General features: G+C 40.8%; 21 protein-coding genes and 1 tRNA gene. 13 read left to right on the top strand and 9 right to left on the bottom strand.

Going from position 1 to position 21528, the window contains the following annotated elements; translation table 11 throughout:
• The first annotated feature begins 99 nt into the window (after positions 1-99).
• Positions 100-657, top strand: coding sequence for a peptidoglycan-binding domain-containing protein (locus ANSO36C_RS01925; protein ID WP_251958147.1), 558 nt, complete (start codon positions 100-102; stop codon positions 655-657).
• Between the two features lie 66 nt (positions 658-723).
• Here the strand turns inward: ANSO36C_RS01925 and ANSO36C_RS01920 are convergent, their stop codons facing one another.
• Positions 724-3144, bottom strand: coding sequence for a sucrose synthase (locus tag ANSO36C_RS01920; RefSeq protein ID WP_251958146.1), 2421 nt, complete (start codon positions 3142-3144; stop codon positions 724-726).
• 356 nt (positions 3145-3500) lie between these two features.
• Here ANSO36C_RS01920 and ANSO36C_RS01915 point away from each other — a divergent pair, with 356 nt between their 5' ends.
• Positions 3501-4154 (top strand): methyltransferase family protein, encoded by a 654-nt coding sequence (locus ANSO36C_RS01915; RefSeq protein WP_251958145.1) that lies wholly within the window; start codon positions 3501-3503, stop codon positions 4152-4154.
• A gap of 641 nt (positions 4155-4795) precedes the next feature.
• On the opposite strand, the gene ANSO36C_RS01910 is transcribed toward ANSO36C_RS01915, so the two are convergent.
• Positions 4796-4868, bottom strand: a tRNA-His gene (locus tag ANSO36C_RS01910).
• Between the two features lie 123 nt (positions 4869-4991).
• Here ANSO36C_RS01910 and ANSO36C_RS01905 point away from each other — a divergent pair.
• From ANSO36C_RS01905 to ANSO36C_RS01885, 5 genes are all read left to right on the top strand, one after another.
• Positions 4992-5375 carry a DUF4359 domain-containing protein gene (locus tag ANSO36C_RS01905; RefSeq protein ID WP_251960226.1) on the top strand — a complete coding sequence of 128 codons (384 nt, stop codon included), beginning with the start codon at positions 4992-4994 and terminating at the stop codon, positions 5373-5375.
• A gap of 187 nt (positions 5376-5562) precedes the next feature.
• Positions 5563-6321, top strand: coding sequence for a sirohydrochlorin chelatase (locus ANSO36C_RS01900; RefSeq protein ID WP_251958144.1), 759 nt, complete (start codon positions 5563-5565; stop codon positions 6319-6321).
• A 202-nt stretch (positions 6322-6523) separates the two neighbouring features.
• Positions 6524-7756, top strand: a complete 1233-nt coding sequence (locus ANSO36C_RS01895) for an RNA-guided endonuclease InsQ/TnpB family protein (RefSeq protein WP_251958143.1) — start codon at positions 6524-6526, stop codon at positions 7754-7756.
• A 12-nt stretch (positions 7757-7768) separates the two neighbouring features.
• Positions 7769-8548 carry a uroporphyrinogen-III C-methyltransferase gene (gene cobA / locus ANSO36C_RS01890; protein WP_251958142.1) on the top strand — a complete coding sequence of 260 codons (780 nt, stop codon included), beginning with the start codon at positions 7769-7771 and terminating at the stop codon, positions 8546-8548.
• 525 nt (positions 8549-9073) lie between these two features.
• Positions 9074-9697, top strand: coding sequence for a 4Fe-4S single cluster domain-containing protein (locus ANSO36C_RS01885; protein ID WP_251958141.1), 624 nt, complete (start codon positions 9074-9076; stop codon positions 9695-9697).
• A 157-nt stretch (positions 9698-9854) separates the two neighbouring features.
• On the opposite strand, the gene ANSO36C_RS01880 is transcribed toward ANSO36C_RS01885, so the two are convergent.
• The 4 genes from ANSO36C_RS01880 to ANSO36C_RS01865 are packed head-to-tail and all read right to left on the bottom strand — an operon-like array spanning position 9855 to position 14803.
• Positions 9855-10973 carry an AAA family ATPase gene (locus tag ANSO36C_RS01880; protein WP_251958140.1) on the bottom strand — a complete coding sequence of 373 codons (1119 nt, stop codon included), beginning with the start codon at positions 10971-10973 and terminating at the stop codon, positions 9855-9857.
• A 5-nt stretch (positions 10974-10978) separates the two neighbouring features.
• Positions 10979-12850, bottom strand: coding sequence for a WD40 repeat domain-containing protein (locus ANSO36C_RS01875; protein WP_251958139.1), 1872 nt, complete (start codon positions 12848-12850; stop codon positions 10979-10981).
• Entirely contained in the window at positions 12805-13188 is a 384-nt protein-coding gene (locus ANSO36C_RS01870) for a hypothetical protein (RefSeq protein WP_251958138.1), read from the bottom strand. Before ANSO36C_RS01870 ends, ANSO36C_RS01875 begins: the two co-directional genes overlap by 46 nt.
• Positions 13181-14803, bottom strand: a complete 1623-nt coding sequence (locus ANSO36C_RS01865; RefSeq protein ID WP_251958137.1) for an ATP-binding protein — start codon at positions 14801-14803, stop codon at positions 13181-13183. The genes ANSO36C_RS01870 and ANSO36C_RS01865 overlap by 8 nt, the downstream gene beginning before the upstream one ends.
• 73 nt (positions 14804-14876) lie before the next feature.
• Between ANSO36C_RS01865 and ANSO36C_RS01860 the strand changes: the two genes are divergently transcribed.
• Positions 14877-15179, top strand: coding sequence for a hypothetical protein (locus tag ANSO36C_RS01860; RefSeq protein ID WP_251958136.1), 303 nt, complete (start codon positions 14877-14879; stop codon positions 15177-15179).
• 353 nt (positions 15180-15532) lie between these two features.
• Here ANSO36C_RS01860 and ANSO36C_RS01855 read toward each other — a convergent pair whose 3' ends face one another.
• Positions 15533-17536: a protein phosphatase 2C domain-containing protein gene (locus tag ANSO36C_RS01855; protein WP_251958135.1), complete on the bottom strand. Its 2004-nt coding sequence runs from the start codon at positions 17534-17536 to the stop codon at positions 15533-15535.
• 231 nt (positions 17537-17767) lie between these two features.
• Between ANSO36C_RS01855 and ANSO36C_RS01850 the strand changes: the two genes are divergently transcribed.
• The 4 genes from ANSO36C_RS01850 to ANSO36C_RS01835 all read left to right on the top strand — a co-directional run bounded on the left by ANSO36C_RS01850 (position 17768) and on the right by ANSO36C_RS01835 (position 20129).
• Positions 17768-18202: an NfeD family protein gene (locus ANSO36C_RS01850; RefSeq protein ID WP_251958134.1), complete on the top strand. Its 435-nt coding sequence runs from the start codon at positions 17768-17770 to the stop codon at positions 18200-18202.
• Positions 18203-18286: 84 nt separating this feature from the next.
• A complete protein-coding gene (locus ANSO36C_RS01845) occupies positions 18287-19294 on the top strand; it encodes an SPFH domain-containing protein (protein ID WP_251958133.1) in 1008 nt (335 codons plus the stop codon).
• A gap of 126 nt (positions 19295-19420) precedes the next feature.
• On the top strand, positions 19421-19768 hold the full coding sequence (locus tag ANSO36C_RS01840; protein WP_251958132.1) for a DUF433 domain-containing protein: 348 nt from the start codon (positions 19421-19423) through the stop codon (positions 19766-19768).
• 16 nt (positions 19769-19784) lie between these two features.
• Positions 19785-20129 carry a DUF5615 family PIN-like protein gene (locus ANSO36C_RS01835; protein WP_251958131.1) on the top strand — a complete coding sequence of 115 codons (345 nt, stop codon included), beginning with the start codon at positions 19785-19787 and terminating at the stop codon, positions 20127-20129.
• A gap of 169 nt (positions 20130-20298) precedes the next feature.
• On the opposite strand, the gene ANSO36C_RS01830 is transcribed toward ANSO36C_RS01835, so the two are convergent.
• Positions 20299-20532: a type II toxin-antitoxin system Phd/YefM family antitoxin gene (locus ANSO36C_RS01830; RefSeq protein WP_251958130.1), complete on the bottom strand. Its 234-nt coding sequence runs from the start codon at positions 20530-20532 to the stop codon at positions 20299-20301.
• A gap of 121 nt (positions 20533-20653) precedes the next feature.
• Positions 20654-21058, bottom strand: coding sequence for a Fur family transcriptional regulator (locus ANSO36C_RS01825; RefSeq protein WP_251958129.1), 405 nt, complete (start codon positions 21056-21058; stop codon positions 20654-20656).
• A gap of 144 nt (positions 21059-21202) precedes the next feature.
• Here ANSO36C_RS01825 and purS point away from each other — a divergent pair, with 144 nt between their 5' ends.
• Positions 21203-21481: a phosphoribosylformylglycinamidine synthase subunit PurS gene (gene purS, locus ANSO36C_RS01820; RefSeq protein ID WP_251958128.1), complete on the top strand. Its 279-nt coding sequence runs from the start codon at positions 21203-21205 to the stop codon at positions 21479-21481.
• The last annotated feature ends 47 nt before the right edge of the window (positions 21482-21528 follow it).

Below are 21528 nucleotides of genomic sequence, written 5' to 3'. Positions count from 1 at the left end.
ACTAGGCGTACTAAATAATGTCTCTGAAGAGCTACGCCTACGCGCTTTTTATTAAGGTGCATCCCTTTTGAAAATTTCCAAATGAGATAAAAATTAACAATGAATGAAATTGGCCTGATGATGACGGGCGTGTTAACAATCAGACAAGGCTCTGGGGTCAATTTGCCACAGCAGCAATTATTTCAGATGGAAAATGACGAAAACCAGTCAAAACAGAGTCAGTTAGAGATAACTGCTCAAGTTACACCACCTGAATTTATGCAGACAGATGGAATTTATCAAGCTTATCCCTCAGCGATCGCAATAGAGAAAGAACATATACTCAAAAAAATCAGTAAAAAAAATCAGTCCCTAGTTTCTTCTAACTTAGATCAGCCTAAAAAGTATTCTCCATCTAAAGGCAAAGTCCGTGTAAAGGCTACAGGAAAGTTGCAGAAGTTTAGTAACCAAACACCTTTGCCGACTCTTTATTTCGGCGGCTCTGGTGTTGCTGTCAGGATCTTACAACGGTTGTTAGTGTCTAATGGTTATGCCGTTAGAGTAGATGGCGTTTTTGGCGCTTTGACAGAGACTGCTGTCAAAGCCTTTCAAAATCAGCAGAATTTAGGTGCAGATGGAATAGTTGGTCAACTAACCTGGCGGGCGTTGACAATTTAGTCATTTGTCATTGTCCTTAGTCTTTAGCTAATGACAAATGACTAATGACAAATGACAAATGACAAACTAACGGTGCTTATGCTGCTCTAATAGCTGTTGCGCTCTTGGCTTGTAAATTAAATAGAACAAAGCCTCAAGATAACGCAATAAATCTTCTCGATTCTCCTTCGAGGTAAAGTTCCAGAAGCCATAAATCCGTGCTAAAGATAACAGCTTGCTAGTGTGAATTTTCCAAGTATAGGTGCTGTAAACTCGGTCAATTCCTCGCTCGGAAATTTCATTCCAATAGTTAGGATTCTGTTCGCATTTGGTGATAAACTCCACAATTTTCGTGGCTGTCTCGTCTAAATTTGTTGGGTTAATCAAAAAGCCATTAACCTTATCTTGAATAATCTCCAGTGGCCCACCAAACTGTGTGGCAAAAGTCGGTAATCCTGAAACCATCGACTCTAAAATTGTCAAACCAAAAGCTTCAAATAAAGCTGGTTGTACAAAAATTCCTTGATGATCGGCAATGACTCGGTAAATTTCACCAGAATCGGTTTTAGTCAGGCGCACACCTAGCCAACGAATCTTGCCGTGAAGATTGTACTGCTCAATTATTTGGTAGAGTTTGATAATTTCATCACGTTCTTCATTGTCGCCTGATTCTTCGACACGCAATTTCCCCGCCACCAAAATTAAATTGCAATGCTCTTGTAACTCTTTACTTTGACCATAACATTCAGCTAAACCTGTGAGGTTTTTGATGTGGTCAAGACGTGCCATTGAGAAGAGAGGGCGCTTGTTAGGATCGTCGAGTTTGCCAAAGATTTGCGCGGGGTCTTCCAAAGTAAAGAGTGTTTCTGCAAGGCGTTGGCGATCGCTCTCTACTCTGTCTTTAGTTCGGGTGTAGGGGAAGTAATTATTTTCGTTTACTCCAGGCGGTACGACGTTAAATTTGGGACTAAATAATTCAATGCCATTGGTAACATGGTACAACTCCGGCATGGTGAAGCATTTATAAGACTCGTACTGTCCCACACTATCCGGTGTTCCGACAATTTCTTGGTAGGTGCTGCTGACAACAAAATTGGCAGCATTCATTGCAATCAAGTCAGCAGTGAATTGCAATGAAAAATGATATTTCTCCTCTAATTCTTGCCAGTAAAGGTTACTGAACAAGTATTTAGATTTTTCCAAAGCATGGGCAACATTGCATTGGGTAACTTTTAAGCGTCGCGCCAGCAAGAATGCGATTAAATTCCCATCAGTATAGTTGCCAACTATTAAGTCTGGTGTGCCGTGAAATTCTGCCCGTAGTTCTCTTTCAGAATCAATGGCGAAACTTTCGAGATAAGGCCAAAACTCAAACCGGGAAATCCAGTTTTGAGTCATGTTAGGATTAAATTCCCGTAAAGGTACTCGCAAAATCCAGGCATTTTCGGTACCGTGGACTTTTTCTAGCCGTTGATTACAAAGAGTGCCATCACTATTAGGAATCAAGCGGGTGAGAATAATTACCTTTGGCTCGACATTCAATTTCTCTAAACCCGCAAGCAAGACATCTTCTTGTAGCTGCTTCTCTAGGCTCTTTGCTTGGTCAAGGACGTAAACTACCTGACCACCGGTATCGGGACGCCCTAACACTCCCTCTTGCCCAAACCAACCGTGAGCTGACACCAAGACGATTCTAAAAATCATCGGGACACGAGAAATGAAGGCTTCTAAGGTCTGAGGATCGGCAGAATCAATCAATTCATCGAGAATATTTAAAGTTTCTCGCACTCGCCCTGCGGTGTTACCCCAACCCGGTTCAAAACCCATTGACTGCAATTGGAATCGGAATTGTTCGTAGGGTTCATCTTCGGGACGAGTATTAACAAAACTAATAGCTTTCTTAACTTGCTCGGAAAGTTGCTGCTGTGATTGAATGCGATCGTTAAGCAGCAGTTGTACACCGTTGTAGTGGTGCAGGCGCAGAAAATTCAATAAGCTGTCCAGCAATTGTTTGGAATCTTGAAATATTTTGCTGGATAGATAGCGGTTGAGAAATTGTACTCCCTTACCAATATTTTTGGGGTCGCGGATGATTGGAGTGTAGTCATAAAACGGGCCGAAGTCCAATTCTAGCAGGTCGCCCTCGTTGGGATGATATTTGTTCACCAAGCGATCGCGCAAATCCAACAGATCCTGCACCGTCATCGGTTCAATGCTCAAGTCTGATGTCAACCAATAAACTTCTTGGCTGGCAATCTTAGAACGGATGATGAAACAGAAGTTTGAGTCCTCCTGAATAATTTCTTGAGTACAGTAAATCAGTTTACCTAGCTCAGAGGAAGTGTAAAATTCCTCTGGTCTCTGGGACTTTGAGCAATACTCACTATATACATTCAGTATGTCATTCCGTAGCAAATACTTCTTTTCTTGTTGGCGTAATTCACTCAGAAAGGAACGCAAATCACTTTTTTCTTCACTATCTAAGACTGCTTGAAGCAATTCAGACATGGGAACTCCAGTAGATAACGATGTTTGCATTATTGACTTTCAAGGCGAGACAAATAAGCCTCCACCTTTTGTTAGACCGTATATAGACACGAAATAACACAGATAAATTATATTTATCTGTGTATCTACAAGTATCAACTTTTCAGATGGCACTTACAATCATGTTCTACTTTACTTAAAGTATCTATGACTCAGTATTTTTGGATCTAACTAAAGGAATACAATTTTTATTTCTTTTGATATGTGTTAGGAAATCACTGCATAATAATATTGGTTGCGGGCACAATCAATCATGCCCTGAAATGCTTTATTTAATCATAAAGGCACAAAAAAATCTAGAAAACAATATCCAGATTATGAAAGCTAAACATACCATCAATCTCCATAAAGGACTAACATTCTTTTTTGTACTCGGACTTATGTTTGTTTACCAGAATTTCACTCTTGGCGCTTGGGTGTATTTAGCACTTCATGGTACTTATGGCTTTCTGTGGCTACTCAAAGACCAGCTATTTCCAGATAAACAATGGGAGCAATTTGCTTCTATTCCACAGAGCATTTTCGGCTTTATTCTAGTGAGCTTATATTGGATAGCACCCTTTATTCTAATTAGTAGTGGCACAGTACCACCACTACCACTAGTAGCAGTAGCCATTTCCTTGAATATCTTGGGTGTTTTTCTACACTTTGCTAGCGATGCCCAAAAGTACTATACCCTTAAGTATCAGAAGGGATTAATAACAGAAGGATTCTTTGCTCGTTGCCGGAACACAAATTATCTGGGAGAAATATTTATTTATACTGCCTTCGCTATGCTGACTCAACACTGGTTGCCATTCTTGATTCTTGGAGGTTTTATCAGCACGGTATTTATTCCAAATATGCTTAAGAAAGACTCTTCTTTATCTCGTTACTCTGAGTTTGATGACTACAAAAATCGTTCTGGGCTTTTATTCCCGAAACTGTTTTTAATGTCAGATTCTAAGCAACAAGAAAAGACTGTCATTTAAAAAAATTAGCTAGTTAGACAGCATCTGGATTCATAGCAGGAGTAGTCCAAACTCTTACTTATTAAATTTTTTATACTATAGAGGTTCTCGTTTACGTGAGGTACACCCGTAGGGGCACGGCACTGCCCATAGGTGTCAACTTAACGTAAAAGCTATGTCTCGCAAGGAACTGAAGTTCCTTGCGAGACATAGCGAAAGTCATCTGAAGATGACTAAATAATCCGAAAAATCTTTAGTCTACTTTAGTAGACTTTAACTATTAGCCTTGGAATTGATTCCAAGGCGGGTGTGGAGGCAAAGCGAGAAGCTATTTTTAGCTTAAGTTGACACCAATGGGCACTGCTGTGCCCCTACACCTGGCGATATAATGTTGTACCGCATCTGAGTGGGAACCGCTATATCAGGTTCGTAAAAAAGTGGCTTGTCCTCAGACATTGCACATCTACTATTTTCATTTACAAAGTAGATTTGCTTATATACATCAGCTTCCTGATAAGATAATCTAATCAATTATTGTGTATTTGCAACCCTTGCAAATCCATAAACTTGTAGACGATAGATTCTTGCTAAAGTAGAGGTTATGAATATTCACAACCACGACCTATATTTGTATGGGAATATATCACTATTAAATTATGTAGGGCGAACGATGGGAATTGAACCCACGAATGGTGGTACCACAAACCACTGCCTTAACCACTTGGCTACGCTCGCCATTCAACAATTTGAATTATAGCAATAATTTGGCAAGGGATCAAGAGTTTTTTTTAAGGAACGGATTAAGTTGATTTAGAGTCTCTGAAATCTAACAATTACAAGGAATTTTACTTGGCAAACATGAAACCATTGACCATCATCGTATATAGTGGAGCAGCAGCAGGACTCGCCGTCTTGGGTGTGGCAATGGCGAAGACCAATCCCAGTCAAGTTGAGTATGAAGAATATGCAGTGCAACGGCTGACAGAATACTTAAAAACCGATGTGTGCAAAAAAACCACCAATCTTATAGAAAATTTAATCCGTTTTAATTGTGATAAGTTGGTTGACTCGGCTAACCCGCAAATCCAAGAAATTATTGCCAGGACTACAGAAAGGCAAAATTACATTATTTTTAGCATTTACCGTACAGATTTAAAAATAAACTCTTGGATACCTTCTTACAAATTTGAAACGGTGGGAGCTTTTGATCAATTTTATACTTACACTGCGGAGAAAGAGTAAGGAGTAGGGGGAGCAGGGGAAGCAGGGGCTGATAGTCAATTTAATTTTTGGAGTTCCCTATAAAAGTGATTAAAAATACTTCTATTTAGTAATTGATAATAGTTTCAATAATTACCAGAGTACCTATTACACCAGCTTGATATTAAGTAAGATAGATAATTAGTCACTGAGAGTTTAAGCTTTGCCGATGTCATCTGCGTATCTGCTAGTATCTCACGGAAGTCGCGATCGCCGCCCAGAAATTGCTATGCAGCAACTAGCAAAGCTGGTACATAACAAATTGTCAGAAAACCATAACCTATCAAATAGCGAACATTTGGTTGGTATAGCTGCTTTGGAAATGAGTCCTCAGCCTTTACACGAGCAGATTCAACAATTTGCTAACAGCGTTTTTGGCGATGGCGGTCTACGCACACTCTCTCAAAATGAGAATCGCCTAAAAATTGTACCGCTATTTCTGCTGCCGGGAGTCCATGTGATGACAGATATTCCTGCCGAGGTAGCACTAGCACAACAGGCTGTTGGTCAACATATCATCATTGAGGTGCAACCATATTTAGGCTCTCATCCCAATTTAGAGAAATTGCTGGCAAAGCAAACAGCCGCTATAAAAACAGAAGCATGGATTCTCTTAGCTCATGGTAGCCGTCGTCCAGGTTCCCAAGAAACTATCGAAGCAATGGCGGCGAGTTTGGGAGCAGTGACTGCTTATTGGGCTAGCCCTCCAAGTTTAGAATCACGGGTGAAAGAGTTGGTAGATGCTGGTTATAGAGAAATTGCAATCTTGCCATACTTTTTATTTGCTGGTGGAATAACCGATGCGATCGCAGCCTCAATAGAGGAGCTAAAATTACAATTTTCTGCGGTGAATTTCCAATTGGCAGAGCCACTGGGAGCAAGTGCAGAATTAGCCGAGCTAATTTGGGATTTAACTATTACGCCGTAAGTCCCCCACTGAATTTGGTACTTCCGTTTCCAGTGGCGGGATATAAAGCGGTTGATAAGGATTGCATCTAATATTAATTTTTTGCATAGCAAAAAAAATATTAGATGTATGACGAATCAACAATTGTTTTGTTTTAATACTTTACCAGAATATATGAATATATATTTATGGTAAAACAAGTACATCAAGGAGGTGATGTTGAGTGTTACACAAGGTAGTACAAGTCCGTTTATATCCGTCACTGGAACAGCAAATTCAACTAGCTCAAGCTTTTGGCTGCGCTCGTTGGTGGTGGAACTATGCCCTAAATAAGTCAATTGAAACTTATAAGGAGACAGGGAAAGGACTTAGCCGTGCAGCGCTCAACGCATTTCTTCCTACACTCAAAAAGGCAGAAGAGACTGTGTGGTTAGCTGATTGTTATAGCCAAGTTTTACAGGCTACGACACTGAATCTAACTACAGCCTACAAAAACTTTTTTGAAAAACGTGCTGGATTCCCTAAATTCAAATCCAAGCATGGAAAACAGTCTATTCAGTATCCTCAAAACGTCAAGATTGGAGATGGCAGTGTAAAGCTTCCAGGTAATATTGGGATAATCAAAGCAAAAATACATAGACAGATTGAGGGGGAAATCAAGACTGTTACTGTAAGTAAAACACCTTCTGGTAAATACCTTGCATCTATCCTTACTGAGTTAGAAGGTGAAAACCCTACTGTTTCAGAGGGCAAGATTTACGGCATTGATTTAGGGCTGAAACATTTCGCTGTTGTTAATGACGGCGAGAAAATCTCTAAATACGAGAATCCTAAACACCTTGCCAAACACGAAAAAAACCTCAAACGTAAGCAGAAAAAATTAGCACGTAAACAAAAAGGAAGTAAGTCAAGAAATAGATATAGAAAAGTTGTTGCCAAGGTGTACGAGCAAGTTAGTAATTCGCGGCAGGATTTTCTACATAAACTTAGTTATAAGTTGGTCAGCGATAGCCAAGCTGTCATAGTGGAGAATTTTCATGTATTAGGCATGGTACGCAACCATAAATTGGCAAAATCAATATCTGATGTTGGGTGGGGAACATTCACTAACTTCTTAGCCTACAAGCTAGAACGCAGAGGTGGAAAATTAGTTGAAATTGATAGATGGTTCCCCAGTTCAAAACTTTGCTCTAGTTGTTTCTATCAAATAGGTGAGATGCCGTTGGATGTCCGTGAGTGGACTTGTCCTCATTGCAATACTCATCATGACAGGGACGCGAACGCCGCGCAGAATATTAGAGCAGAGGGTATCAGAATGATAAAGGCGGAAGGTTCAGCCGTCTCTGCTGTAGGAGGGAAGGTAAGTCCTGCTCTTGGACGAAAGTCTAAGTTTAGGCACTCCCCCGTGATTACAGAAGCCGACACTGTACTTGGTACTCCAAGTCAGTGTGGGTAGTTCACCAGATAGATGAACCGCACAGAAAAACAGGAGAACAAGTATTTGGGAAAGGTTTATTTAGTTGGTGCGGGGCCAGGAGATCCAGGACTAATTACCCTGAAGGCAAAAAGTTTATTGGAATGTGCAGATGTAGTTATCTATGATGCCTTAGTGAGTCCGCCAATTTTGGCAATGATTAATCCCCAAGCGGAGCAAATTAACGCTGGTAAGCGCAGGGGAAAACATTCGCTGTTCCAGGAAGAAACAACTCAATTGCTGATTGAGAAAGCGCAAGATCATGCAATTGTGGTGCGGTTAAAGGGTGGTGATCCTTTTATTTTTGGTCGCGGTGGCGAAGAGATGGAAGAATTAATCAACGCAGGAATATCAACGGAGGTTGTGCCCGGTATCACTTCGGGAATTGCAGCCGCAGCATACTCAGGTATTCCATTGACTCATCGGCTGTATAGTTCATCAGTTACATTTGTGACTGGTCATGAGGCGGCAGGTAAGTATAGACCGAAAGTGGATTGGAGTGCGATCGCTCACGGTTCTGAAACCATTGTGATTTATATGGGAATTCACAATCTACCTTATATTGTGGAGCAATTAAGTATAGCTGGGTTAAATTTAGAAACACCTATTGCTTTGGTGCGCTGGGGTACACGACCAGAACAAGAAGAATTGATTGGTACTTTAGAGACAATTGTCAAACAGGTAGAAGAAACTGGATTTGGTGCGCCTGCGATCGCAGTTATTGGACAAGTAGTGAATATGCACAGTATTTTGTCTGGTTGTCGTCCAGTTTGATGGTTAGTGCAAAGCTTGTTGTTTTAGATTTATCTAAACAGAATTCAGGAGTCAGGAGTCAGAATTCAGAATAAATTCTGTACGAGTGGCGCATGAATAAACGGGTTTAAAACCCCCACAAAACAAGAAAAGTTGGTGGTCTTAAAGACGCTCGATGACTCGCTAACGCTACGCTATCAGTGGTGGGTCTGAATCCCCCACTGATTTATTCTGACTCCTGAATTCTGACTTCTGAATTCTTCTTCAAAAATAGAGATTCTCTTTTGAATGAGTTACATGGGTAGGGTAGCACAGCTGTGCTACCCTACTTTGTTCATCTGTGGTTAATTGTTTTTTGTACCTTACCTGTGCGGCAACCGCTATAAACAATCCTGAATTCTGTTCGAGAAACAAGATCGCCTACTTCTTATCAGAATACAGCTAGCGAATAGGGCTTTATTAAAAGAGCATATATAACTATTTTCACAGTTATGTAATTACAGATTCGCTATAGTTAACAGACAACGGCTAAATGGAGTTAAAGAGATGGAAATTAAGCCAACTGACCCATCACTAGCACTCATGGAAATTCCCCCTGGTTATCTCAACATTATGGGTTACGTTGATCAGTCAGAAGTTAATGGCCCAGGTTGTCGTGCAGTCATTTGGGTACAAGGTTGTCTTCGTGAGTGTCCTGGTTGCTTTAATACTAACTCTTGGTCATTTGAGGCTAACCAATTAATTGCTGTTGATACCCTTGCCGAGAATATTCTCAGCAATCCCCGCAACACAGGTGTAACGTTCTCCGGTGGAGAACCGTTTTGGCAAGCAACTGCACTTGCATCTTTAGCCCGTCGGCTAAAAGCTGCTGGGTTAAATATTATGTCTTTTACTGGATTCACTCTCAAGCAGCTACAGTCTCAATCGGCGCCGCCAGGTTCCCAAGAATTATTAGAACAACTCGATATTTTGGTTGACGGGCCTTTTGTAGAATCTCTAGCAATTAACTCTCCCGACTCTCCAGTTTCTTCTAGCAATCAACGGGTTCGGGTATTAAACCCGGCTTTTCAAGACCAAATTACTTGGGCTAGCGACCAAATTGAGGTTCATATTCTTAAAGATGGTAGCCGCATTGTTACTGGTTATCAAGGTGGACTAGAACTAACGTAGGTGCTAGGGCGCAGGGCGAGAGGAAGGCGCAAGACCTTGCGCCCCTACAAATCTAGAAATAATTTGGGATAATTTATTTTTTACAAGTCCCTAAGCCTTTGGCGATCGCAAAGTTTGAAGAAATAGGGCTGCCGTAGTAGAGTTATAATGTTTGCGTTTAGATAGTTTGGTTAGACTCACTAGCCAAAGTTTGCTTGCTTAAGAAATCTCGAAAGCTTGAATGGTAAACACTGTAGCTAATTTCTCGATCTATTTGCTGGAGTGTTAAAAACTCACGCCAATTTTCTAGAATTTCTTCAACATCATATTCATCAGCATCAATTGTACTAGCGATCGCTGCGGCTGTCACTGAGTCAATCTGTTGGCGCAGCCTCTCGTAGAGAAGTGCAGTCTGCACTAACACACGCAGCACAGATAATTTCAATTCCCTCTCTTGACTTGGCGCATGAGGGGGAATCATCTTGTGCTTATGCTGCTGATAATACGCCTTTAAAGCAGGGGGGAGTTGTTCTGTTACGATCGCTTCTCTCAGATATGCTGTGCGATGGCTTTGCCCGCCGCAGGCATCGCTCTCAGAGACAACATATAATAATATCTCGCTGAGATACATGAAGTTGTTTTCGCTTTTGGCTATTAGCTGTGCTGTAAGTTCTTCGTCATTGTTGACATATTGCCGAATGTATGCTTGAATATCTTCGTGGTTTTCTTGTGGGTATGCTGCTAAGTCAAGAATTTGAAAAGGTGTTTCAATCAACAAACCGGATTGTTTTCGCAGGTATGGGCGGCGGGTAAGAAGGAAATAAACGCCACGCGGCAGATATCTGGGAAGATACAAGAGATTTGAGCCTTTTGTTTGGTCGGTGTGGTTAACAGCATCTAAGGCATCGATAGCAATAATAAACTTTTGCTGAGGTTCTAGTTTGTCGCTGACTTGCTGAAGCAGGGAATGTAGAGACGTAAAATTTTGCGTCTCTATTTGTGTGCTGATAGTAGTAATAAATTCCTCAGCGCGATTTTTGCCTGGGAGTTGGGCGTTGTAATAGAGAACTTGGGGATTTTCTGTGACGTATTTGGCGAGGATGGCACTTTTGCCGCTACCGGGTGCGCCAATTATGGTAAAGTAACCGCGATCGTAACGCTGGAGAAAGTTGGATATTGCGGTGAAGACGAAGGCGCGACCAACAAAGTTTTGACTTTTTTTGAGAATGACTTGTTGAAATTCTGTTGGGTAAGAGGGGGAATTGATTGGTGTTGGCGGTCGAGGTGAAGTGTTCATACTTTTTAAACATTCTCCAACCGCAAAAAATGCACTCTCCCTGATGACTCCCCTGCCACAACAGTCACCCCATCCGGTGCAATAACACAGCAATAAAATGGAGCCTCTCCTGTAAAAGTGGCAATTTCTTCTCCAGTTTCTAGATTCCAGAGTTTGAGTGTGTTGTCATCTGAAGCAGAAATCACCCGCTTGCCATTGGGGGTAATGGCTACTGCACTTACCCAGCCACTATGACCCTGAAAAGTCCGCTCATCTTTGCCAGTTTCTAGATTCCAGAGTTTGAGTGTCTTGTCATTTGAAGCAGAAATCACCCGCTTGCCATCGCGAGTAATGGCTACTGCTCTTACCCTGTCGCTATGACCCTGAAAAGTCCGCTCATGTTTGCCAGTTTTTAGATTCCAGAGTTTAAGTGTGTTGTCATCTGAAGCAGAAATCACCCGCTTGCCATTGGGAGTGATGGTTACTGTTCTTACCCTGTTACTATGACCCTGGAAAGTCCGCTCATCTTTGCCAGTTTCTAGATTCCGGAGTTTGAGTGTGTTGTCACTTGAAGCAGAAATCACCCGCTTGCCATCGCGAGTAATGGCTACTGCATTTACCGCGTTGCCATGACCCTGAAAAGTCCGCTCATCTTTGCCAGTTTCTAGATTCCAGAGTTTGAGTTTGTTGTCATCTGAAGCAGAAATCATACGCTTGCCATCGCGAGTAATGGCTACTGCATTTACCGCGTTGCTATGACCCTGAAAAGTCCGCTCATCTTTGCCAGTTTCTAGATTCCAGAGTTTGAGTGTGTTGTCATCTGAAGCAGAAATCACCCACTTGCCATCGGGGGTAATGGCTACTGCATTTACCGCGTTGCTATGACCCTGGAAAGTCCGCTTATCTTTGCCAGTTTCTAGATTCCAGAGTTTGAGTGTGTTGTCATCTGAAGCAGAAATCACCCGCTTGCCATCGGGGGTAATGGCTACTGCATTTACCGTGTTGCTATGACCCTGGAAAGTCCGCTCATCTTTGCCAGTTTCTAAATTCCAGAGTTTGAGTGTGTTGTCATCTGAAGCAGAAATCACCCGCTTGCCATCGGGAGTAATGGCTACTGCATTTACCGCGTTGCTATGACCCTGGAAAGTCCGCTCATCTTTGCCAGTTTCTAGATTCCAAAGTTTGAGTGTGTTGTCATCTGAAGGAGAAATCACCCGCTTGCCATCGGGGGTAATGACTACTGCTCTTACCCAGTGACTATGACCCTGGAAAGTCCGCTCATCTTTGCCAGTTTCTAGATTCCAGAGTTTGAGTTTGTTGTCATGTGAAGCAGAAATCACCCACTTGCCATCGGGGGTAATGGCTACTGCTCTTACCCAGTAACTATGACCCTGGAAAGTCCGCTCATCTTTGCCAGTTTCTAGATTCCAGAGTTTGAGTTTGTTGTCATATGAAGCAGAAATCACCCGCTTGCCATCGGGGGTAATAGCTACTGCTCTTACCCAGTAACTACTTTCCTGGAAAGTCGCCTCATCTTTGCCAGTTTCTAGATTCCAGAGTTTGAGTGTGTTGTCATATGAAGCAGAAATCACCCGCTTGCCATCGGGGGTAATGGCTATTGCATTTACTACGCTGCTATGACCCTGAAAAGTCCGCTCATCTTTGCCAGTTTCTAGATTCCAGAGCTTGAGTGTTTTGTCATCTGAAGCAGAAATCACCTGCTTGCCATCGGGGGTGAGAGCTACTGCATTTACCGGGGCGCTATGACCTGTGAGAGTGAGACGTAAACTTCCACCTGGGGAAATTAAGTTAGATGTTAACGGACGCAACCAAGGTACAACTTGCTGCTTTGCTACTTCAAGCATTGCTTGAATTTCCGGTACTTCAAAGTGCTGCATTCGCCCCCACAATTGCCCTGCCAGTTGCATTTTATCTTTTTTAAAATATGCGCTGAAAGTCGCAATGCTTCTTGAATCAATTTTAGAGTTTTTACTTGCTCTGCATTATATTCTGGCTTGTTTAACAGTTCGGAGTTATTAATTAAATCATAATCCTCAATTAGTGACTGCACACCAAAATCAGAATGCTTGACTTTCGCATCAATAAAATCAAAATCAGTCAGTCTCTTGTAAAGTGTTTCCCACTCTCCTATTTTTGCTTTAACACCAGGGTCAATGAGGAAGGTTCGCTGGTTGCTTAAAGATAACTGGGCAAATTTCTCAGCAAAACTACTCATTTTCACCCTTACCTGATTTTAGGATTTTCCCCAATTGGTCATTATAATCAGAAATCAGACGTTGAACCTCTGGCCAATCAATATTATTCTTTTTTTCTCTTTTTAATGTCGGTTGATTACGGAGAAAATCTGCAAAGCTTTGGTGATAAATTGAATAATAATCTTCTTGATTTTCTTTTTGTTTTCTCAAGAATTCCAGCCACTTATTCAAAAGCTCCAAAACATCATATTCATCTCGTTTAGTTATGCGGGCAATAGATTCACAAGAAATAGGTTTACCTACCTCAACCAGTACACAGAGGATAATCGCATTTGTCCGCTTGTCTGGAGTATCCATTTCCATCTGCTTCCAATGCTGTTCATAATAACCCTGAAGTTTCTCAGGCAATTCTTCTAAACTTAAGTCTTGATAATCTCCTTTAGCAATACTTTGCAAAACATAGTACAAGTACATAAAATTGTTTTCACTTTTTCTTGCTACCTGCTCAACAAAATCTAGCTGCTCAATCTTGCGTTGTTGAATCCATGCTTTCAAACTATGACCCTCTGCCTCATAATTGATAGATTTATTAATGTACTCTCTAACATCATTTCGATTTGAGAGTCTATATTCATTCGCTGTTAAATCCAACTGCTGCTCTGGAACTTCTTCAGTTAACAAGCGTTTTTCATTTTGGGCATAGCGTCGCCTCGTTAGCAGAAAATATATTCTTTCTGGCAGATTCTTGGGTAAACTTAAAAGATTTCCTGACCCTGATTGTTCGACTTCATCGAGTGCATCAACCACAATTACCAAACGTTCACCATCTGCAATTTTTTTATTTACTTTCGCCAATAAAGTAGGTAAATTATCATTCTCTGCATTCTCTAACTCATAACAATTAATCAGTTGTTGACGAATACTTTGCAGAAATTGGTCTAGTGTGTTGCGACCATCTGCCCGAATATTAAAGTAGCAGATAGCTTTGTATTTAGATACAGATTGGGCCGCGATCGCACTTTTCCCCATCCCCGCATCCCCAATTACGGTAAAATAACCTTTGGAATGCTTTTTGAGGAAATCATCAAACTCCTTAAATACAAATACCCGTCCGCAAAATACCTTAGTTTTCTCTTCGATTAGTGCCTTAAACTCATCTGGATAAAGCGATTGTTCTAGAGATTGTGGATATTTTTTCAGGCGTTCTTGAAGTTGTACATTAGTTATAACTTCTCCAGGATTGATAGAACGTTTTGCCACACTGACAAAAACCTGATGAAATTTCTGAACCTCAGCTAAATCTATTTTTGTTTTTTGTGCTTCATCTTTTAATGTATTCCATTCCTCATTATTAATAGCCAACGCCTTTGCTGCAAAAGCCTTGGCAAAAGATTTTTTAATCTCTTTATTTCTAAAAAAATTGAGTATATAATCAGCTTTAAATACGCCATACTCTACCAAAGCATAAACATAAACCCCTTCAAAATCTTTAGGAGACTGTATTGAGTCGAGGTTTAAGCTTTTTAAAATTTTAATAATATATTCATTACGTTGAGCCTGTTGTATACCAAAAGAAACAGTAGCAGGTGCAACAGCCTTAATAGCATTAACTACAGATACAGGGTCAATATTCATCTTTTCTATAACAAGAGCAGATTGTAATACCCTTACCTTACCGCATATTTACTTAATACATAATTTCCCAACCTTGCACAAAAAACTCCCCTCTATTAAACCTCTGCGTTCCTACCCCAATACTGCTCGGTTAAAAAAATTTGTAGGTTGGGTTGAACAAAGTGAAACCCAACAAAGCCTTGGAAATGTTGGGTTTCGTTCCTCAAACGCCACTTGCTTCAAGTCGGCAGAGCCGCCCAACGCAGTGGCTCCCCAACCTACGAAATTTAAGCTTTTTGAGCTTAACCGAGCAGTATTGGTTCCTACTCTACGTGAAGGCGTTCGCGTAGCGTCTCGTAAAGAAGCGCCTATGCGTTTAGAAATATTCCCTTTGTAAACACAAAGAGAAACAAAATTTTGTAAAATAGTCTAATATATGATATGAAGTTGCTTATACTGCGATCGCTAACCTAGATTAACCCACTAGCGATCGCTACTTTCTTATTTATAACCCTGAATATTAAAGCCATCCTGACAAACATTACAGCATTCATAAGGAACATTGTAATATTCCTCATCAACATTACAATATCTATTATCAATACTCTAATATTCATCATCAACATTGCAGCATTCATAAGAAACATTGCAATATTCCGCATCAACATCACAATATTCCTTATCAATATTGCAATATTCATCATCAACATTACAATATTTCGCCATAACATATCCCTCAATCCCCAATCTCTACTTTTCAGGCGGACAAAGTTGCTGTACTTTTTGAGGAAATTGCCGACACATTTGCCGGAACCCTTGAGGATTAATTTGCCACCAAGCAAATAATCCCAGACTTGTACCACCCACAAGCAACGCCAACACTCCCCCCAGCATTACCAAACGTTTACCACGATTAGGTTTTGTAATTAAAGTTGGAGGAATTTCAGGGTTTAAAGGTGGTTCCTCTGAAAGCTCCAAATCTAAATCCAAATCAAGCAAAGTTTGCGAACTTTCTGTGAAATAAATTAATTCCTCTTGTTCCTCTTCTTCTATTATTTCTTCTTCTAGTAGTGGTATTTCTTCCTCTTGTATTTCCGCTTCTATAATCTCTTCTGGTAACTCTGGAGTCACAGGTACTAAATATTCTGGAGAAACACGGCAATAAGTGAGAACAACCGATGTATTATCCCGCCCATTTTTTTCGTTTGCCAACTTAATCCAATTGCCGACAGCATCATCAAGTGTAAGTTTACCCGCAAACACCGGAATTGCATAATCTTGCCAAGATTGTTCCACCCAGTTATTATCACTTAAACCATCAGAACACAGTAGCAATATCCCATCTTCTTCGATAATAAATCGCTGAACTTTCAGACGCAAAAATTCTGAATCTCTTGTCCCTAATGCTTGAGTTAAAGCACTAGCATCTGCTCTCAAAAGTGCCGGACGATACAAGCTTTTAGCAAAGCGTACTTCGCGTGTTGCCACATCATCATCTACCGTGAGTAACTGGCAATAATTACGAGTAATCCAATAAGCACGGCTATCGCCAACACTAGCTAAATAAAGTTCATGAGTATTATTTGATTGCCAACCAGTACTCGTCTGTACTCGTTGGGGAACTTGCAGCGCCATAACAATTGTTGTCGCCATGCGCTCTTTGCCTTGGCGATTTTGTTCATTATTACGCGCACAAATGACATTATTTACCACCCGCAAGCTTGCCTCTAATTGTTCTTGTAACAACTCTGGCGCTACAGGTAATGTTTGTTTTGCAACCTCCGCTAGTAAAACCCGAATTTGCAATTTTACAGACTGCACAGCTAATTTACTAGCAACCTCGCCGCCTTCATGTCCACCAATGCCATCACAAACAATCGACAAATAAGGCAATAAAGGTTCATTTAAATCAGTTAAAGCATTGGGATAGCAAGCGTCTTCATTTTGCGCCATAATTGGCCCAATATCTGTAGAACCTGCCACCTTTAAAGTTAATGGCAATTCTGCCGCAGATGCTAATAATAAATTATTGAGTTGAATATTAATAGCCTCTAACTCAATCTCAGTTTCACACATCTGCTGGACAATGTTTTGTAACTCTTTAGCAACTGATGTCTTGGCAGAGGCTACCCAAAACTGCCAACACTCCCCCAGATTTTGTAAACTCAGCTTTTCATTTGTTGGTGTTTGGTAAAGTTCTAACAGTTGCACACACCAACCTTCAACTCTCAAATTATCTACTACCAATAAACTCCGGCTAACTCCCAATTCTGATAGAGGTTTCCAAAGTTGGAGAATCTGCCACAGCCAATAAACTTGTCGTACCGCCGTTGCTTGCTCCCATGCCTCAACAATAGTTGGATAGATATTTCCTGCTTTATCTATCGGCGCATTTTCCAATAAAAGGATATCGGCTGTATCTTCTTCAAGACTACTAGCAAACCCATAAGCCTGGGGCAAATGTAACCGTTCCTGATATAACCGTAGATAAGGAATTACTTCTGTTGGCAATTCTTCAGGTACATCTGGCGGTAATCCCGGTTGAGTATCCAGCCAAATCTGGCGACTAATTACTTCATACCTATCTGCTACCTTTGTGCCGGGTGCGATTTGAGCAGACAATGAGCCAGTAGCCCAAAGATAGCGGTGAACTAAAGGAGTTTGGCAATTGGCGCAAATAGTATCACCCATAGGATTGATGGGGCTATTACAGCGTGGATTTATACAATAAATTATCAGTTGAGTAGAAATCATAAAGGTATAAATTAAAAAACCAATCAACTTATGAACTTCGATTAACTTTAGCTGGCAATGATTTGAAGGCTAGAATAGACTAGATTTGTGTACTGCTAGCTACACTTGGTTACTGAAAATAATCAAAATATTGGTAAAAATACCAAGTTTTGTTTTCTGTAAATAACTTACGTCTGGCTGTATCTAATCGTAGAAATGCATTTACGTCAATGTAGAGACTAGGATGGCGCTATGCCAAGTTTTACCTTAATCTGGCTTCTGGCAGGAGCAGTTTTGTGTTTGATGGAACTGTTCTTACCATCGGCGTTTGTCGCCTTCATGATGGGAATTAGCGCTTTTGTGGTGGCGCTGCTGTCTGGAGTGGGGTTGGGAAATGTATGGTTGCAAGTTTTAATTTGGTTATTACTTTCCACATTATTAATCGTGCTTTCTCGTCGGTTTTTGCAACCACGACGACGCCAATCGAAAATTCAGGATGCAGTTATAGCTGAAACCTTAACAGAAATTCCGCCTGGGAAAACAGGGCGAGTGCTGTATGAGGGAAATTCTTGGCAAGCACGATGTGACGATGACAAATTTACGATATTACCGCATCAAAGAGTTTATGTAGTCAGGAGAGAAGGTACTACTTTGATTGTGATACCCGAAAATTTGTTGAATTCTTAGTCATTGGTCATTAGTTTTTCTTACCCTGCCCTACTTCCTTTACTTTTGAGTTAAATTTGATACTTAAAAATCAGGAGATTTACAATGGAACAGTTTTTTTTACTCGTATTTTTAGCCCTTGGTGGTTCTGCTGTAGTGGGGTCTGTAAAAGTCATTAATCAGGGCAATGAAGCTTTAGTGGAAAGATTGGGTAGCTATAACAAAAAGCTGGAACCAGGGCTGAATTTTTTAATGCCTTTCTTAGATAAAATCGTTTACAGAGAAACCATCCGGGAAAAAGTCTTAGATATTCCTCCCCAAAAATGCATTACCCGCGACAACGTTGGTATTGAGGTGGATGCAGTGTTTTACTGGCGGATTGTGGATATGGAAAAAGCTTGGTATAAGGTAGAGAATCTCCAATCGGCAATGGTGAACATGGTACTGACTCAAATTCGCTCGGAAATGGGGCAATTAGAGTTAGATCAAACCTTTACTGCTCGTTCTCAAATCAATGAACTTCTTTTAAGAGATTTGGACATTGCTACAGATCCTTGGGGTGTGAAAGTGACGCGGGTAGAACTGCGAGATATTATTCCTTCGCAAGCGGTGCGAGAATCAATGGAATTGCAAATGTCGGCAGAACGACGCAAACGGGCAGCAATTTTAAATTCTGAGGGTGAACGCGAAGCTGCGGTTAATAGTGCTAGAGGTAAAGCAGAAGCGCAAATATTGGATGCCGAAGCTCGTCAAAAATCAACAATTCTGCAAGCAGAAGCTGAACAAAAGGCGATCGTTCTCAAAGCTCAAGCCGAACGTCAGCAACAAGTTTTAAAAGCCCAAGCGATCGCAGAATCATCAGAAATTATTGCCCAAAAACTCCAGACGAATCCTAATGCTAATAAAGCAGTTGAAGTTCTGTTTGCCTTGGGTTATCTAGACATGGGCGCGACAATTGGTAAAAGCGATAGCAGCAAGGTGATTTTTATAGATCCGCGCTCAATTCCTGCCGCCTTAGAAGGTATACGTTCTGTTGTTTCAGATAGTCAGGCTAACCCTAACGAATTGTTTTCTAAGCAAATCCCAGGATTAGAAAATAACCGTCCTAGTTAAGAATGGGGAGTGGCATTGGTGTCAACTTAAGTTTAAAACCCTTTTCAAACCTCGTTTCCAGCCTCTGGCTGGAAATGCTGCTCTTTCAAACCCCGTTAAAATATAGTTAATCTTAGAGAGTTTCCAATGACAGCCCAAGAGTTAGAAACACAGTTACTATCCCTAACACCAGCCCAAAAGGTTGAAGCAATTCGCATCTTAACCCAAGGTATTAGTAGCAACAATGATGGAATTACCAAAACCCCTGGTGTAATGGGTGCTGATGCTTGTATTGCCGGAACACGCATTCCTGTTTGGTTATTGGTAAGTTATCGGCGACAAGGTGCTAAAGATGCTGATATTCTAGATCAATATCCTCAACTTAGCGCAGCTAACTTGGTAACAGCATGGCTTTATGCTGAAGCATTCCCTGACGAAATTGATACTACTATTCACGAACAAGAACAAGCTGATGCAATTTTAGATGCTTCTTAAAATATCCTGTTGATGTATGGCAAGGTTGTTAGCAGATGAGCAGTTTCCGCGTAAATCGGTAGAATTATTACGTACTTTTGGACATGATATTATTACCATACAAGAAACAGGTAAAGCCGGAATTTCTGATGATATGGTGTTAGAGTTTGCGATATTAGAAAATCGGGCTGTATTAACTATTAATCGTCGTGATTTTTTCAAATTACATAAGATTAAACCCGACCATACGGGAATAATTGCGTGCAAAAATGATTTAGACTGGAATCGATTAGCAATAAATATTGATGCGGTGATTTCTACAGAATCAACATTAATAGGAAAAGTTATTCGCGTAAATAGATTTCCTTCTACAAGACTATAAACCTTCTGCGATACGTGACGGTAAGCTCGACGCGATAACGCAGAAACGAGTTCAACCTCAACCAACTGACTCAAACCTACTTCAGTTTCATTGAGTAGTAATTGTTCAACTGTATCGCTTAAAGCTTCTGCCTAATACAAAGGAGCTATAACGCTTGTATCTAAATAAATCAACAACGTTGTTCTGTACGTGCATTTAGCACAGTTGTACTCAATGGCTCACCCTTAATCGCAAGAGAATCACGAAATTGTTTCATACTTGCTAATCGTTCTTTTTGTAGCGGAGGAACTAAACGAGCTACAGCTTTATGTTGCTCTAGCAAAATTACTTCTTCTCCCCTAGCTACTCGTTCCAAGAGAGATTTTAAATTCATAGCTGCTTCTTCAACGCTAATTCTCAACACTGCATTACTCCTGTAGTTAAGCTTGAAGATCAAATAAAATGTCCTGTTTACCGAAGAAAGGCAAAAGGCAGGAGGTAGAAGGCAGAAGAAATAAAGTACAACACAATATAAATTGATATGACTATTGACCAATACTAGTAGTTTGATTTACTTGGCATTGACTGCACAATCCAAAAAACTCTAGGGTGTGGTAAAAGACTTTAAACTTATGGTTGGATTCTAACTGGTCTTCTAAATCATGAACTGGGCATTGATTAATCGGAATTGAGACACCACATTGCAAGCAAGTAAGGTGATGTTTATCTTGTTGCGCTAAACTATAGAGGGCTTCACCGTTAGCTAAATTCCGCACTTGTACTATACCTTCGAGCTTTAAAGCATCTAGGGAACGGTAAACTGTTGCTAAACCCATGCTCTGATTGGTGTTGCGTAGTTCTACGTAAATATCCTGGGCGGAAATGCCTTTTTTGATGGTTTTCAGTAGGTTCAAAATACGCTCTTGACTGCGGGTGCGTATGGCTCTCATAGATGATTCTTTAAATATGCCACTGTAGTTGAAGCTGTTAGATAAGCTAATTTATCAATTAACTTTAACCGCTTCGTAATCTTATTTTCACTCAGTTGGAACAGAAAGTTATAGTATAGCGATCGCAGCATTCAGCAAAAGCCCGTGCAAACCAAGTATCTAGCCAAAATTTTCGTAACGCTTCGTCCTTCAGTCCTAGACCCTGCTGGTGTGGCTGTACAATCCGGTCTTGAGCAATTGGGATACGATAACGTTGACCATGTGCGGATTGGCAAGTACATTGAACTCACCATCACCACGACTGACCAGAAAAAAGCGCGTCAAGACCTTGATAACATTTGCGACCAAATGCTATCAAATCCCGTAATTGAAAATTACCGCTTTGAATTAATTGAGGTCGAAACACAAACTGGGGTTTTTTAGGAACTGGGCATTGAGAATTGGGCATAGGGCATGGGGCATAGGGCATT

This window comes from Nostoc cf. commune SO-36 (genome assembly GCF_023734775.1).
GTDB lineage: Bacteria > Cyanobacteriota > Cyanobacteriia > Cyanobacteriales > Nostocaceae > Nostoc > Nostoc commune_A.
This window is presented reverse-complemented; position numbering and strand designations above follow the sequence as displayed.